Origin of the sequence: Nonomuraea salmonea (genome assembly GCF_042428605.1) — a bacterium.
Classification (GTDB): Bacteria; Actinomycetota; Actinomycetes; order Streptosporangiales; family Streptosporangiaceae; genus Nonomuraea; species Nonomuraea salmonea.
The window spans coordinates 238,565-253,542 of sequence record NZ_JBHMCF010000003.1; the positions used below are offsets into that span (position 1 = coordinate 238,565).

Sequence of the window (14,978 nt, forward strand, 5' to 3'; positions counted from 1 at the left end):
CTCAGTCACGCACACGGCGTGGTCACAGCGCTGCGTACAGCGCATGACGAGGTAAAACCTCACCATCTCCCTACCCAGCTATCGGGAGTGACACGACCGCTCGTAGCAGGAAATGTCCGTCTCCTGTCGGCTGGGCGGTCATCGCGCCTCCCACGGCCGCCAGCCGCTCGCTCAGCCCCGCCAGGCCACTGCCCAGGTCGGCCGCCTTCCTGCGGGCCACACCGTCGTTGCGCACGGTCAGCTCGGCCTCGTCCGCAGTGAACCGGAAGGAGATGTCGCAGAAGGTCGCCGTGCTGTGCTTCAGCACGTTCGTCACCGCCTCGCGCACCGCGAACGCGAACACCGGCGCCACTCCGTCCGGTGACTCGCGGTGGGGCAGCGCCACCTCGCAGCGGACCCCCGCCGCTTCGAGCACACTCTTCACGCTATTCAGCTCAGCGGTCAAGTCAAGCTCGCGGTAGCCGCGCACGGCCTGCCGCAACTCCTTGAGCGCCTTCCTGGTCAGCGCGTTCACCTCGGCCATCTCGGCCTTGGCCGCGCCGGCGTCCACGTCCGACAGGCGTACCGCCAGCTCGGTCTTGACCGCGATGGCGGAGAGCTGATGTCCGACGAGGTCGTGCAGGTCGCGGGAGAAGCGCAGCCGCTCCTCGGCCAGCGCCAGCCTGGTGTGCGCCTCCTTGCCCCGGTGCGCCTCGACGGCCAGCCTCCAGATCCACATCCACACCCGGTTGGAGGGCGGGATGATCACACACAGCAGGCCGTACGCCATCGCGTCCAGCAACAACCGCTGGATCAGGGTCATGCCGGAGAACATCTCCGACAGCATCGTCCCGCCGCTGAGCGCCGACAGGCCCACCCCGGTCACCCACGTGCCGGCCGCCACCACGTACGACCAGCGCTTGGGGATCTCCAGCACGGCGATCGACAACCAGCACAGGAGCAGGAAACCCCACCCGACCGGCTCGGCCCCGCCCAGGGCTGCCGCGAGCACGGCGAGGACCGCCGCCATCCCCACCTTCCTGGTGGGGTAGCGGCGGTCCAGGAGCTCGTCCACCACCTGCCAGGCGACCCAGGTGAAGCCGGCCGCGGCGACCGCGCCCAGCGCCACCCGCCACCCGACGAACTGACCGTCGGCGAGTGCGCTCAAGACGGCCAGGCCGATCAGGATCCAGGAGGCGAGGAAGGCGAACCCGAGCACCCTCTTGGTGATCGCACGCGCCTGTTCGATCGTGTCCATCTACCGCGTACGGAGGACTTCGGTGAGCTTGAGCCGCGCCCCCGTCCGCAGCACGGCCCGGCGGTACACCGTCGCCCCGAAGGCCAGCACGCCGGCCACGCCCAGCATCATGAGCCCCATGGACGCGGCCACCTGCCACACCGGCACCTCGGTCGCGGCCATCCGCACCGGCATGATCATCGAGGAGAAGGGCGGGATGAACGACCCGACCGTGGCCAGCGTGCTCGTGGGCTCGTTGCCGGCGTAGAAGGCCACGAAGTACGTGCCCATGATGACCATGGTGAGCGGCGTCATCACGGTGTTGACCTCCTCCTGCCGGGAGACCAGCGAGCCGGAGGCCGCCGCCAGCGTGGCGAAGAAGGCGTAACCGAGCACGAACCAGAGCACGACCGCCACCACGAGCCCGGTCATGCCGGGCGGGAAGTCCGCGGCGAGGCCCGAGGCCGAGGCCGCGACCAGGCCGACGACCAGGATCGTCACCAAATTGATCAGACCGACCACGCCCAGGCCGAGGATCTTGCCGCCGAGCAGCTGCCACGGCCGCACCGAGGCCAGCAGGATCTCGACGATGCGGCTGCCCTTCTCCTCGACCACGCCCATGGCCACCATCACGACCTGACCGATGATCATGAAGAAGAGCACGAAGACGAGGACCGTCGCGATGCCCGTCCTGGCCGCCTCGTAACGCGTGTCCGCGCCCACCGACTGGACCTGCAGCGGCGGGATGTTCACCCCCGCGGCGCCGAGCTTGACCTCCCGGTTCACGCTCTGCATGAGCACGCCGAGCTCCTGGTCGATCTCGCCGTCCGTGAGCACCCTGGTGCCGTCGACCAGCACCGCGTCCACGTCGCCCGCCAGCACGGCGGTCTTGGCCGCCGCCTCGTCGGCGAACTGGCGCCACTCGAACGTGATGTCCGGCGCCGCCCGGTCCAGCGGCAGCTGCTCGGAGTTGACGGTGCCCACCGTGTAGGAGTCCCCGCCGTCGAACAGCTTGGGCGCGTACGACAGCAGCCCCACCAGCACCGCCGTGATGATCAGGCCGATCACGAACCCCTTGGTCCTGACCTGCGTGGTGATCTCACGCCCGGCGACCAGCATCAGTCCGTTCACGCCACGGCCTCCTTGAAGATCTCGGTGAGCGACGGGTGCTCGGCGCCGAAGCGCTCGACCGCGCCCGCCTTCATGGCGCGGCGCAGCAGCTCCTGGCCGTCACCCGTGTTCGTGCGAAGGATGTGCAGATCGCCGTCGACCGTGACCGTGCCGGGCAGGCCGTCGGCCCAGCCGGGCGCCGGGTCCCGGACGGCCACCACCGTCGTGCCGCCCTCGGCCGCGCGCAGCTCCTCCACCGTGCCGGTGGCCACCATGCGGCCGGACGAGACGATGCCCACGGAGTCGCACAGCCGCTCCACCAGCTCCAGCTGGTGGCTGGAGAAGATCACCGGCACGCCGCTCCTGCAGCGCTCCTGCAGCGCCGCGGCGAGCGCGTCCACCGCGATCGGGTCGAGCCCGGAGAACGGCTCGTCGAGGATCAGCACCTCGGGATCGTGCACCAGCGCCACCGCGAGCTGGACCCTTTGCTGGTTGCCCAGCGACAGCGCCTGCACGGCGTCGTTCCTGCGCTCGATCAGTCCCAGGCGCTGCAGCAGGTCGTCGGTGGCCTTCTTGGCGGCCGTGGCGCTCAGGCCGTGCAGCCGGCCGAAGTACTCGATCTGCTGGCCCACCCGCATCTTCTGGTACAGCCCGCGCTCTTCCGGCATGTAGCCGAAGCGCTGGCGGGCGTCGTAGCCGAGCGGCCTGCCCTGCCAGCTCACCGAGCCGGAGTCGGCCTGGAGCACGCCCATCACGATGCGCATCGTCGTGGTCTTGCCGGCGCCGTTCGCGCCGACGAAGCCGTACATCTCGCCCGGCCGTACGCTGAAGCTGACGCCGTCGAGGGCGAGCTTGCCGCCCGGGGCGCCGGGACCACCCGCGAAAGTCTTGCGCAGCTCGCTGATCTCGAGCATCAGGTCATCTCCTTCGTCATGCGTCCATGGTGGCGTTTGCCCCATTGGCCCGGCCAGTCGGAGAAATCACCGGCCCGAGGTGCATCCCGCGTCCGATCCCGATGACATTTGTCATTACGCTGTGCCCATGACGCGCGCCGACAAGGACAAACCGGTCGTACTCTCCCGCATCTACACCCGTACCGGTGACGACGGCACCACGTCGCTGGTCGATGGCAGCCGCACCCACAAGACCGACCCCCGGCTCGTCGCCTACGCCGACGTCGAGGAGGCCAACGCCCACCTGGGCGTCGCGCTGTCACACGGCACGCTGCCCGCCGAGCTGGCGGAGGTGCTGGTCAGGGTGCAGAACGAACTGTTCGACGTGGGGGCGGACCTCGCCACGCCGGTCGTGGCCGAGCCCGAGTTCCCGCCGCTGCGGGTCGAGGCGTCGTACATCGAGTGGCTGGAGGAGCAGTGCGATCGCTTCAACGCCGGCCTCAAGCCGCTGCGGAGCTTCATCCTGCCCGGCGGCGACCCCGCCACGGCCGCCCTGCACGTCGCCCGCGTCACCGTACGCCGTGCCGAGCGCTCGGCGTGGGCGGCCATGCGGGCGCACGACGACACCAACCCGCTGACCGCGAAATACCTCAACCGCCTGTCGGACCTGCTGTTCATCGCCTGCCGCGTCGCCCACGACGGCAGGGAGATCCTCTGGAAGCCAGGCGGCACCCGCTAGGCGACGTCCAGATAAGCGCTCGGCGGCGCCGACTCCAGCCAGGCCAGGAACCCGGTCATGGCGTCGGCGCTCATCGCCAGCGAGATGCCCCGGGTGCTGCCCGAGCAGTCGACCGCGAACAGGCCGCCGTCAACCTCCCTGCGGGCGGTTACGACAAGGCCGCGCCTCGCGATAGCGTGACGCGGCCTGAGTCGGACGCCCAGCAGCGGGATCCAGTGGAGCTCCCCGTCGGCGTAGCGGGCCACCCCGCTCTGCCATCCGCGCTCCCCCACGCGCAGCCGACACGGTACGCTCCCACGCGCGCGGGACAGCATGGCCCCCCGCACGACGATGAGGGCGGCAAGTAGCACTACGAGAATCACAACCGTCGCCACCATGCCGCCCCCCTGAGCCCGCTTGATAGGTGCTATTAAACCTCTTCGCCCGCCGCACGCAGGCGGGCCCTGGCACGCTTGGCCTCGACGGCCGCGTCGGCGTCCTCCTGGTTGGCCTCGATCGAGGCCTGGGCCCGGTCGAGAGCGTCACGAGCCGCCGCCACGTCGACCTCGGAGCCGAGCTCGGCCACCTCGGCCAGCACGGAGACCTCGTCGTCGGCGACGGAGATGAAGCCCCCGTGCACCGCCGCCACCAGCTCCGGCTCGCCTTCCCGCTTCACGCGCAGCACCCCGCCCTCGACGAGGACGCCGAGCACAGGTGCGTGTTGCGGCATAATACCGATCTCGCCGTCCACGGTCTTGGCAATCACCATGTCGGCCTCGCCCGACCAGATCTCACGCTCGGGTGAGACAACCCCTACGCGTAGCTTCGCCACTTGTGTAGGTTCCTTTCCGATCAGGTGGTGGCACGGCGCTCCTGCCGTACCACCACCGTGGGGCGATTAGCGACGCTCGAGTTCCTTGGCCTTGGCGATGGCCTGCTCGATGCCACCGACCATGAAGAACGCCTGCTCGGGCAGGTGGTCGTACTCGCCGGCGCACAGGCCCTTGAACGAGGCGATGGTCTCGTCCAGCGGCACGGTCTCGCCCGGCTGGCCGGTGAAGGCCTCGGCCGCGTACATCGGGTGCGACAGGAAGCGCTCGATGCGGCGAGCCCGCTGGACGGTGACCTTGTCCTCTTCGGACAGCTCGTCGATACCGAGGATCGCGATGATGTCCTGGAGCTCGCGGTACTTCTGCAGGATCCGCTTGGTCTCCTGGGCCACCGCGTAGTGCTCCTCGCCCACGATCTGCGGGTCGAGGATGCGGGAGGAGGAGTCGAGCGGGTCCACCGCGGGGTAGATGCCCTTCTCGGAGATGGGCCGCGAGAGCACGGTCTGCGCGTCGAGGTGCGCGAACGCGTTGTGCGGCGCCGGGTCGGTGATGTCGTCCGCGGGGACGTAGATCGCCTGCATGGAGGTGATCGAGTGACCACGCGTCGAGGTGATGCGCTCCTGGAGCACACCCATCTCGTCGGCCAGCGTGGGCTGGTAACCCACGGCGGACGGCATACGGCCGAGCAGCGTCGAGACCTCGGAACCGGCCTGCGTGAAGCGGAAGATGTTGTCGATGAACAGCAGCACGTCCTGCTTCTGCACATCGCGGAAGTACTCCGCCATCGTCAGCGCCGACAGGGCGACCCGCAGACGGGTGCCCGGCGGCTCGTCCATCTGGCCGAAGACGAGCGCGGTGTCCTTGAGGACGTCCGCCTCCTCCATCTCCAGCCAGAGGTCGTTGCCCTCACGGGTGCGCTCGCCGACACCGGCGAAGCACGACGTACCGCCGAAGTTACGGGCGACACGGCGGATCATCTCCTGGATGAGCACCGTCTTGCCCACGCCGGCACCGCCGAACAGGCCGATCTTCCCACCCTGCACGTAGGGGGTGAGCAGGTCGATGACCTTGATGCCGGTGACCAGCAGCTCGGTGCGGGACTCGAGCTGGTCGAAGGGGGGCGACGGCCGGTGGATCGGCCAGCGCTCCTCGACCTTCAGCGAGGAGGTCGGCACGTCGAGCGTCTCGCCCAGCGCGTTCCACACGTGGCCCTTGACGACGTCGCCGACCGGCACCGAGATCGGGGCGCCGGAGTCGCTCACCGCCTGGCCGCGGACCAGGCCGTCGGTGGGCTGCATGGAGATGGCGCGCACGAGGTTGTCGCCCAGGTGCTGGGCGACCTCGAGCGTCAGGGTCTTGGTCTCGCCACCGAGGGTCACCTCGACGTTGAGCGCGTTGTAGATGTCGGGCATCGCATCGACGGGGAACTCCACGTCGACGACGGCGCCGGTGACACGTGCCACGCGGCCAGTGCCGGCCGCGGGGGCTTCCACAGTTTCTACAGCCTCTGCAGTCATTTCACTCTTTCCCCGCTGCGGCGTCAGCGAGCGCGTTGGCGCCACCGACGATCTCGCTGATTTCCTGGGTGATCTCGGCCTGGCGAGCCTGGTTCATCTGCTGGGTGAGCACCCGCATCAGCTCGTTGGCGTTGTCGGTCGCCGACTTCATCGCGCGCCGCCGCGCGGCCTCCTCGGAGGCCGCGGACTGCAGCAGCGCCGTGAAGATGCGCGACTCCACGTAGCGCGGCAGCAGCGTCTCCAGCACGTCGCCCGCGGTCGGCTCGAACTCGAAGTACGGCGGGATCACGGTGGACTCCGTCGCCTCGGTCTCCTCGACCTCCAGCGGAAGGACGCGCTTGACCGCGACGTTCTGCGTCAGCATCGAGACGAACTCGGTCGAGACGATGTGGATCTCGTCGATGCCGTTGTCGTCCTTGAACGACTCGATCAGCGTGTTCGCGATCTCCTTGGCGTCGGCGTAGGCCGGCCGGCGGGTGAAGCCGGTCCAGCTGCCGCCCATCTCCCTGTTACGGAAGGTGTGCCAGGTGACGCCCTTGGTGCCGGTCACGAACGGCACGACGTCGAGGCCGCGGCCCTCCAGCAGGCCGCGCAGGGCCTCGGCCTCGCGCAGCACGTTGGCGTTGAAGCCGCCACAGAACCCGCTGTCGCTGGTGACGATGAGCACGCCCGCCTTGGCGGGGTTCTCCTTCGCCACGGTCAGCGGATGGTCGACGCTGGCCGCGTTGCTGACGACGCCGGTGACGGCGCGAGTGATCTCACGCTCGTACGGCAGCGCCGCCTGCATCCGCTGCTGCGCCTTCACGATCCGTGAAGAGGCGATGAGCTCCTGCGCGCGCGTGATCTTCGCGGTGGACTTCACCGAGGTGATCCGCCGGCGCAGCTGCCTTAGCTGGGCACCCATCTGCTACTTCTTCTCCGCCGGACGGACGACCTTCTTGATCTTCTCCTGGCCGACCTCGTCGGCACCCAGCGGAGCGACCGGCTCGTCCTTGACCAGCAGCTCACCCGAGGAGGTGGTGAAGCCCTTCTTGAACTCCGTGATGGCGTCCTTGAGAGCGGTCACCGTGTCGTCGGACATCTCGCGGGTCTCGCGGATGGTGTCGAGGATGCCCTTGTGCGAGGACTGCAGGTAGTCGAGGAACTCGCCCTCGAACCGGCGGATGTCCTCGACCGGCACCTCGTCCAGCTCGCCGCTCGTGCCGGACCACACCGACACGACCTGACGCTCGACGGGGAACGGCGCGTACTGGGGCTGCTTGAGCAGCTCGACCAGCCGCTGACCGCGCTCCAGCTGAGCGAGCGAGGCGGCGTCGAGGTCGGACGCGAACGCGGCGAACGCCTCGAGGTCGCGGTACTGCGACAGCGACAGCTTCAGCGTGCCGGAGACCTTGCGCATGGCCTTGACCTGCGCGGAGCCACCGACTCGGGACACCGAGATACCGACGTTGATCGCCGGGCGGACACCGGCGTTGAACAGGTCGGTCTCCAGGAAGCACTGACCGTCGGTGATGGAGATGACGTTGGTCGGGATGAACGCCGACACGTCGTTGCCCTTGGTCTCGATGACCGGCAGGCCCGTCATCGAGCCACCGCCCATGTCGGCGGAGAGCTTCGCGCAGCGCTCCAGCAGCCGGGAGTGGAGGTAGAAGACGTCGCCGGGGAAGGCCTCACGGCCCGGCGGGCGACGCAGCAGCAGGGACACGGCGCGGTAGGCGTCGGCCTGCTTGGTCAGGTCGTCGAAGACGATCAGAACGTGCTTGCCCTGGTACATCCAGTGCTGGCCGATGGCCGAGCCGGTGTAGGGGGCAAGGTACTTGTAACCGGCCGGGTCGGAGGCCGGGGCGGCGACGATGGTGGTGTACTCCATCGCGCCCGCCTCCTCCAGGCGGGCCTTGACCTGCGCGATCGTCGAGCCCTTCTGGCCGACGGCGACGTAGACGCAGCGGACCTGCTGCTCGGGGTCGCCCGACAGCCAGCCCTCACGCTGGTTGAGGATGGTGTCCACGGCGATCGCGGTCTTGCCGGTGCCACGGTCGCCGATGATCAGCTGGCGCTGGCCGCGGCCGATCGGCGTCATGGCGTCGATCGCCTTGATGCCGGTCTGCAGCGGCTGCTTCACCGGCTGCCTCTGGACGACCGAGGGGGCCTGCAGCTCAAGGGCACGGATGCCCTCGGCCTCGATGGCTCCCTTGCCGTCGAGCGGGTTGCCCAGGGGGTCGACCACGCGGCCGAGGAAGTTGTCGCCGACGGGCACGGACAGGACCTCGCCCGTCCTGCGGACCGTCTGGCCCTCCTCGATGCCGGCGAACTCGCCGAGGACCACGGCACCGATCTCACGGGTGTCGAGGTTGAGTGCCAGGCCGCGCGTACCGTTCTCGAACTCGAGCAGCTCGTTCGCCATCGCCGAGGGAAGGCCGGAGACATGGGCAATGCCGTCGCCGGCGTCGACGACGGTCCCGATCTCCTCGCGCGCGGCGCCTTCCGGTTCGTACGCCTGGACGAAGCGCTCAAGCGCGTCCCGGATCTCGTCCGGCCGGATCGTAAGCTCCGCCATCTCTACTCTGTCTCCCTATTCGCCTAGCCGGCCAACCGGCGGCGGACTTCTTCGATTCGTCCCACAATGGTGGTGTCGATGATCTCGTCGCCGATGCGGACCGAGAACCCACCGAGCACTCGCTTGTCCACCTCGACGTTCAGGTGCACATCACGCCCGTACGAGGAGCGCAGCCACGTGGCCAGGCGCTCCTTCTGCGCATCCGACAGCTCGACCGCGCTGCGCACCACCGCCACGAGGCGCTGGCGCTGCTGGGCCACGAGCTGGCCGACTTCTTCGAGACCGGCTTCCAGACTACGTCCTCGCGGATGCACGACGAGCTGCGTGACCAGGCGCAGGCTGGTCGGCGCGACCTTGCCGTCGAGCAGGTCGTGCAGCAGCGCGCGCTTGCCCTCCTCGGAGGCGCCCGCGTCGGTGAGCGCCCTGCGCAGGTCGGGGTTGGCGGCGACGATGCGGCCGAAGCGGAAGAGCTCGTCCTCCACCTCGTCGAGCCTGGACTGGCCCTCCGCCTCCGCCGCCGCGGCCACGACACCGAGCCGCTCCAGCACGTCGGCCAGGTCGCCCGTGCGCGACCAGCGGGCCGCGACCGCGGCCTCGGCCGTGGCCAGGGCGGCCTCGCCGACCTTGCCCTGCAGCAGCGAGCGCAGCACGCCCGACTTCTGCCCGGCCGGCCTCGCCGGATCGGACAGGGCGCGGCGCAGGCCGTGCTCGCGGTCGAGCAGATCCGCGACCGCGAACAGCTCGTCGGAGAGCGCGCCGAGCTCGGCGCTGCCCGCGACCGCGTTGAACCGCTCTTCGACCTCGGCCAGCGAGGCCCTGCTCAAACCCCTCATCGCGCGCTCACCCGCTCCTCGTTCGCCGCGCGGACGCGCACGCTCGCGTGTCCGCTCCGCTCACCGCGGGGGGTTCGCTCCAGCATCAGCGCACCGCCTGCGCGTTGCTGTTCTCCAGCTCGTCGAGGAACCGGTCCACGATGCGGCTCTGGCGCGCCTCGTCCTCCAGCGACTCGCCGACGATGCGGCCGGCCAGCTCGGTCGACAGGCGGCCGATCTCGGTGCGGAGCTGGGCGAACGCCGCCTGGCGGTCGGCCTCGATCTGGGCGTGCGCGGCCTCGACGAGACGGCGGGCCTCGGCCTGCGCCTCCTCGCGAAGCTCGGCCTTGATCTGCGCGGCCTGCTCACGGGCCTCCTCGCGCAGCCTGGCGGCGTCGCGACGGGCCTCTTCGAGCTGCTCGGAGAAGCGCTTCTGCAGGGCCTGCGCCTCGGCCTGCGCCTCCTCTGCCCGCTTGATGCCACCCTCGATGGCGTCGGTGCGCTCGGCCAGCGTCTTCTGGATGCGCGGGACGAGGATCTTGCCGACGACGAGGAAGACGACGAGGAACGCGAAGATACCGACGACGAGCTCGTACGTGTGCGGAATGAGCGGACTCGATTCCGCCGCAAGGAGCGTAGCTGCCTTGATGATCATATTGCAGCCTTCCGTCAGCTAGGGGCGATCAGATGCCCTGGAAGATGAACGGCGCCACCAGGCCGATCAGGGCGAGGGCCTCGGTGAGGACGAAGCCGAGGAGCATGTTCTGGCGGATCAGGCCGTACGCCTCCGGCTGGCGCGCGATGGCCTGCACGCCCTGACCGAAGATGATGCCGACGCCGATGCCGGGGCCGATGGCGGCGAGACCGTAACCGATGGCGGTGACGTTGCCGGAGACCTCAGCGAGAACGCTCATTGTTCGTATTCCTTTACTTAACGGCCGGTGGACTGGGTATCACCGGTCATGGACATTCCGTGAGTCGTGCGGTGGTTCTCAGTGCTCCGCGTGGAGCGAGTTGCCGATGTACATCGCCGCCAGCATCGCGAACAGGAAGGCCTGCAGGAACTGGATGAACATCTCGAAGCCGGTCAGGATGATCGTCATCACCACGCCGATCACGCCGACGGGCGCGCCCAGCGGGGTCAGCTTCTCGAACAGGAACCAGAAGCCGACCATGCTGAAGAAGGCCAGCAGCATGTGGCCCGCGAACATGTTCGCGAAGAGTCGTACCGCGTGCGTGAAGGGGGCGATGATCAGGTTCGACAGGAACTCGATCGGGGCCAGCAGGACGTAGATGAACTTGGGCAGGCCCGGGGGGAACATCATGTTCTTGAAGTAGCCGACCGCGCCCTGGTGCTTCATGCCGAGATAGATCTTCAGGATGTAGATGATCAGGGCGAGCACGGCGGGGAAGGCGATGTGGGAGGCCACCGGGAACTGCAGCACGGGGATGACGCCCATGAAGTTCCACAGCAGGACCACGAAGAAGATCGAGACGAGCAGACCCATCCACTGGTCGGCGTCCTTGCCCAGGAAGGGCCGGGCGACCTGGTCGCGGACGAACATGTAGCCGTACTCGACGACGTTCTGCAGGCCCCTGGGCACGATCTTCGGGTTACCGAAGGCGCCCCAGCACAGACCGATCACCACGAGCGAGGTGAGGATCGCGAGCAGGACCGGCTTGGTGAACCAGTCGACCCCCGCGATGATGGGGGGCAGATCGAACAGCTCTTCTGGCGTAGGCGCCCCGAACTGATCGCCAGGAGGAGCGAGGACCGTCAGCGCACTCACGCGGCGTTCCCTTCAACGTCGTAGTGGATCACAAGAGTTACCTCGGCGAAGTGATCGCTGCGCCGGGTTAGCGACTGAACTTCCGGTAGGCCAGGTAGCCGGCGAGCACAACCCCCAGAACCACGCCTATGGGGAAGAACGCGGACATGTCCAGCCACCGGTCCAGCAACCACCCGAGACCGCCGTAGATGGCCATCCCCGCGAGAAGATAGCTGGGGACTGACCACATGGCGTCGGCGAAGTCGCGACCGTCTTCTTCCGGTCGGCGTTCCTGTGCGCTCATCGCGGCCCCGACGATAGCAGGCGGACAGAGGGCTAGTCATATCGGGCCCCACCCGGCCACCGGCATCATGAGTCGCCTCTGCCGGGGACCCGGGCTTCGGGGTCGACGTACAGCATCTTGGTCTTCATGAAGGCGCGGACCTCGAAACCGGTCCACACGATGGTGCCGATCACCACCGACCAAGCGAAAGCAAGCGTGTTCCACGCCGTGGTGTCGCGGAACGCGTTGAGCACGAGCATGATGACGACGACCTTGACGAGGTAGCTCAGCATCGCCGCGATGGCCATCACCTGAGGGGAGACCCGGGCGGCGTAGGACACCGCCACCACGCTGATGCTGAAGAAGACCCCGACGAGCAAGGTGCCGAGTGCGGCTCCGAGCGCTCCCTTGCCACCCGCCAGCAGGAGGGACACGAGCACGGCGACCAGCCCGACCGCGAGGGTCGGAATCGCGGCGCTCTTGAGTACGCGCACGTCGTTGGCCTGCATCAATGCTCCATCGGCAAGTTATCAAGCGAGCGTTTGCTACCTCCAGAACCGGTACATCTGGAGGCCCCTGCTCGTGAAAGATATCACAAGCTCACGGAAGGCCGCTTTTACCTGCCGTTTCTAGTTCGCTGTCACGGACGGTGCGGAAATGCGGTGATGACCGGATTGCCCTCTGTGCTCGCGCGTTCGTGCGCGGCGCCGCCCGGCGGCGGCATCTGCCGCCTGACCTGCGGGTCCGGCAGGATCGGCGGCATCGGGCCGGTCGGCGGGCCGTCGTCGTCGGGCTCGTCACGCCGCGACGCCGGGCGCGAGCCGCCCCTGCCGCGCCAGCGCGGAGCCGCCATCAGCACCAGCACGGCCAGCGCCAGCACGATGAAGACCGGGAACAGCAGCACCGGCACACCCTGGCGGGACATCAGCACCACGACGAAGGCGAAAAGGAACGCCCACGCGTACATGATCAGGACCGAGCGGCGCTGCGAGTGGCCGATGTCGAGCAGCCGGTGGTGCAGGTGGCCGCGGTCGGGGGCGAACGGCGACAGGCCCTGCGACGTGCGCCGCACCACCGCGGTGATCAGGTCGACCAGCGGCAGCACCAGCACGGCGGCCGGCAGCATCAGCGGCAGCAGCACCCCGAACTTGTTCATGTCCTCGATGGCCGCCGGGTCGAGCGGCGTCACGGTGACGATCGAGGAGGCCAGCACCAGGCCGATCAGCATGGCGCCGGTGTCGCCCATGAAGATCTTCGCCGGATGGAAATTGTGCGGCAGGAAGCCCACGCACGTGCCGATGAGCACGGCCGCGATGGCGGCGGTCGTGGTGATGTTGCCGACGCTCATGCTCTGGGCGAGGAAGATCGAGTAGGCCCAGGTGGCCATGGCCGCGATGCCGACGATGCCGGCCGCGAGCCCGTCGAGGCCGTCGACGAAGTTGACCGCGTTGATGGTGACGACCACGACCATGATGGTGATGATCGTGCTGAGGGTGTAGTCGAGGCTGGTCGAGCCGCCCCAGTCCTTCGGCAGCGGGATGTAGAGCAGCCGCAGGTCGTAGGCGACCAGCACGCCCGCCGCCGCGATCTGCCCGCCGAGCTTGATGAAGGCGTCCATGCCCCACCAGTCGTCGAGGAAGCCCGTCACCGTGATGAGGCCGCCGGCCACGATGAGCGCCGTGACCGCGTTGGCGTCGGACTCCGACAGCGCCGCGCCGCTGTGGGGCAATCGGCTCGCGCACAGCAGGCCCACCACCAGGCCGCCGTACATCGCCAGGCCGCCGAGCCTCGGCGTCGGCGTGGTGTGCACGTCGCGCTCGCGAACCTCGGGCATGGCGCCGATGCGGATGGCGAAGCGGCGCACCAACGGCACCAGCAGGTAGGTCACCGCCGCTGAGATGAGCGCCATGAACAGGTATTCGCGCACGACCCTAGTTTCCCGGATACACCGGCCAGCTGTGACCGGAAAACGACACAGACCAGCTTAATATCTGCTGAGATATGGGCGATGGATGGCCAGAAGGGCCGCAACTCTTTCCCTGACCTCGGCCGATGCCTCCGGCCCGCGCACCGCCCTGGCCACCAACTTTCCCACTTCCGCCAGGTCCTCCTCGCCCATCCCCTGGGTCGTCACGCACGGCGTGCCCACCCTGATGCCCGACGTCACCGCCGGAGGTTCCGGATCGTACGGGACCGCGTTGCGGTTGAGCGTGATGCCCGCCGCCGCGCACCTGCGCTCCGCCTCGGCGCCCGACACCCCCACCTCGCGCAGGTCGATGAGCGCCAGATGCGTGTCCGTGCCACCCGACACGGGCCGCATCCCCTCCGCCGCCAGCGCCGCCGCCAGCGACCGCGCGTTCGCCACCACCCGGCGCGCGTAACCGGCGAACTCCGGCCGCATCGCCTCCCCGAACGCCACCGCCTTCGCCGCCACCACGTGCATCAGCGGGCCGCCCTGCACGAACGGGAACACCGCGCGGTCGATCCGCTTCGCCAGCTCCGACGTGCACAGGATGGCGCCGCCGCGCGGTCCCCTCAGCGCCTTGTGCGTGGTGAACGTCACGACGTCCGCGTACGGCACCGCCGACGGGATCGCGCCGCCCGCCATCAGCCCGATCGGATGCGCCACGTCCGCCATCAGCCACGCACCCACCTCGTCCGCGATGCCGCGGAAGACCCCGTAGTCGATCAGCCTCGGGTACGCCGTCGCCCCGCACACGATCAGCTTCGGCCGCCGGCGCAGGGCCAGGTCGCGCACCTCGTCGTAGTCGATCAGCTCGGTGTCGCGGCGCACGCCGTACGAGACCACGTCGAACCACCGGCCGGAGAAGTTGACCTTCGAGCCGTGCGTCAGGTGACCGCCGTGCGGCAACGCCATCGCCAGCATCGTGTCGCCCGGCTGGAGCAGGGCGGCATAGGCGGCCAGGTTCGCCGACGCGCCGGAATGCGGCTGCACGTTGGCGTGGTCCGCCCCGAACAACCTCCTGGCCCGCTCCACCGCCAGCCGCTCCGCCCGGTCCACGACCTCGCAGCCGCCGTAGTAGCGCCGGCCCGGGTAGCCCTCGGCGTACTTGTTGGTCAGGGTGGAGCCCAGGGCGGCCATGACGGCGGGCGAGGTGAAGTTCTCGCTGGCGATGAGCTGGATGCCGCCGCGTACCCGGTCCAGCTCGTCGAGCAGCACCTGCGCGATCTCGGGGTCACGCTCACGCAGCTGCCCGAAGTCAGGGCCGTAATAGGGCTCCGCACCCATTTCCCCACTGTACGACCGGATGT

Annotated in this window: 17 protein-coding genes; 1 reads left to right on the forward strand and 16 read right to left on the reverse strand. The window is 68.8% G+C overall.

Annotated features, from left to right (window positions below):
• Positions 1-70 precede the first annotated feature (70 nt).
• From ACFFR3_RS02360 to ACFFR3_RS02370, 3 genes are read right to left on the reverse strand one after another with little or no spacing between them, the layout of a single operon-like run.
• A complete protein-coding gene (locus ACFFR3_RS02360; protein ID WP_345397600.1) occupies positions 71-1,237 on the reverse strand; it encodes a sensor histidine kinase in 1,167 nt (388 codons plus the stop codon).
• Positions 1,238-2,347, reverse strand: coding sequence for an ABC transporter permease (locus tag ACFFR3_RS02365; RefSeq protein ID WP_345397597.1), 1,110 nt, complete (start codon positions 2,345-2,347; stop codon positions 1,238-1,240). It lies immediately after the preceding gene.
• Complete coding sequence (locus ACFFR3_RS02370; protein WP_345397594.1) at positions 2,344-3,240, reverse strand: ABC transporter ATP-binding protein; 897 nt, start codon at positions 3,238-3,240, stop codon at positions 2,344-2,346. The genes ACFFR3_RS02365 and ACFFR3_RS02370 overlap by 4 nt, the downstream gene beginning before the upstream one ends.
• A 127-nt stretch (positions 3,241-3,367) precedes the next feature.
• Here ACFFR3_RS02370 and ACFFR3_RS02375 point away from each other — a divergent pair, with 127 nt between their 5' ends.
• Entirely contained in the window at positions 3,368-3,958 is a 591-nt protein-coding gene (locus tag ACFFR3_RS02375; protein ID WP_345397591.1) for a cob(I)yrinic acid a,c-diamide adenosyltransferase, read from the forward strand.
• Here the strand turns inward: ACFFR3_RS02375 and ACFFR3_RS02380 are convergent.
• From ACFFR3_RS02380 to glyA, 13 genes are all read right to left on the reverse strand, one after another.
• The gene (locus tag ACFFR3_RS02380) at positions 3,955-4,335 is read right to left on the reverse strand and encodes a DUF2550 domain-containing protein (protein WP_379482514.1); all 381 of its coding nucleotides are present in this window, start codon (positions 4,333-4,335) and stop codon (positions 3,955-3,957) included. The genes ACFFR3_RS02375 and ACFFR3_RS02380 overlap by 4 nt on opposite strands.
• A gap of 32 nt (positions 4,336-4,367) precedes the next feature.
• Positions 4,368-4,769 carry a F0F1 ATP synthase subunit epsilon gene (locus ACFFR3_RS02385; RefSeq protein ID WP_344876149.1) on the reverse strand — a complete coding sequence of 134 codons (402 nt, stop codon included), beginning with the start codon at positions 4,767-4,769 and terminating at the stop codon, positions 4,368-4,370.
• Positions 4,770-4,835: 66 nt separating this feature from the next.
• Complete coding sequence (gene atpD / locus ACFFR3_RS02390; protein WP_345397584.1) at positions 4,836-6,284, reverse strand: F0F1 ATP synthase subunit beta; 1,449 nt, start codon at positions 6,282-6,284, stop codon at positions 4,836-4,838.
• A gap of 1 nt (position 6,285) precedes the next feature.
• Complete coding sequence (locus ACFFR3_RS02395; RefSeq protein ID WP_345397581.1) at positions 6,286-7,188, reverse strand: F0F1 ATP synthase subunit gamma; 903 nt, start codon at positions 7,186-7,188, stop codon at positions 6,286-6,288.
• 3 nt (positions 7,189-7,191) lie between these two features.
• The gene (gene atpA / locus ACFFR3_RS02400; RefSeq protein WP_364378816.1) at positions 7,192-8,841 is read right to left on the reverse strand and encodes a F0F1 ATP synthase subunit alpha; all 1,650 of its coding nucleotides are present in this window, start codon (positions 8,839-8,841) and stop codon (positions 7,192-7,194) included.
• 23 nt (positions 8,842-8,864) lie between these two features.
• Positions 8,865-9,674 (reverse strand): F0F1 ATP synthase subunit delta, encoded by an 810-nt coding sequence (locus ACFFR3_RS02405; RefSeq protein ID WP_345397578.1) that lies wholly within the window; start codon positions 9,672-9,674, stop codon positions 8,865-8,867.
• Between the two features lie 85 nt (positions 9,675-9,759).
• Entirely contained in the window at positions 9,760-10,308 is a 549-nt protein-coding gene (locus ACFFR3_RS02410) for a F0F1 ATP synthase subunit B (protein WP_345397575.1), read from the reverse strand.
• A 28-nt stretch (positions 10,309-10,336) separates the two neighbouring features.
• Entirely contained in the window at positions 10,337-10,567 is a 231-nt protein-coding gene (atpE, locus tag ACFFR3_RS02415; RefSeq protein ID WP_138666586.1) for an ATP synthase F0 subunit C, read from the reverse strand.
• Positions 10,568-10,645: 78 nt separating this feature from the next.
• The gene (gene atpB, locus ACFFR3_RS02420; RefSeq protein ID WP_364378820.1) at positions 10,646-11,443 is read right to left on the reverse strand and encodes a F0F1 ATP synthase subunit A; all 798 of its coding nucleotides are present in this window, start codon (positions 11,441-11,443) and stop codon (positions 10,646-10,648) included.
• A gap of 67 nt (positions 11,444-11,510) precedes the next feature.
• Complete coding sequence (locus ACFFR3_RS02425; RefSeq protein ID WP_242379410.1) at positions 11,511-11,726, reverse strand: AtpZ/AtpI family protein; 216 nt, start codon at positions 11,724-11,726, stop codon at positions 11,511-11,513.
• 65 nt (positions 11,727-11,791) lie between these two features.
• The gene (locus tag ACFFR3_RS02430) at positions 11,792-12,214 is read right to left on the reverse strand and encodes a Cg1360 family ATP-synthase-associated protein (RefSeq protein ID WP_345397555.1); all 423 of its coding nucleotides are present in this window, start codon (positions 12,212-12,214) and stop codon (positions 11,792-11,794) included.
• A gap of 131 nt (positions 12,215-12,345) precedes the next feature.
• Positions 12,346-13,632, reverse strand: a complete 1,287-nt coding sequence (locus tag ACFFR3_RS02435) for a glycosyltransferase family 4 protein (protein ID WP_364378825.1) — start codon at positions 13,630-13,632, stop codon at positions 12,346-12,348.
• Between the two features lie 57 nt (positions 13,633-13,689).
• Complete coding sequence (gene glyA, locus ACFFR3_RS02440; RefSeq protein WP_364378828.1) at positions 13,690-14,955, reverse strand: serine hydroxymethyltransferase; 1,266 nt, start codon at positions 14,953-14,955, stop codon at positions 13,690-13,692.
• Positions 14,956-14,978 lie beyond the last annotated feature (23 nt).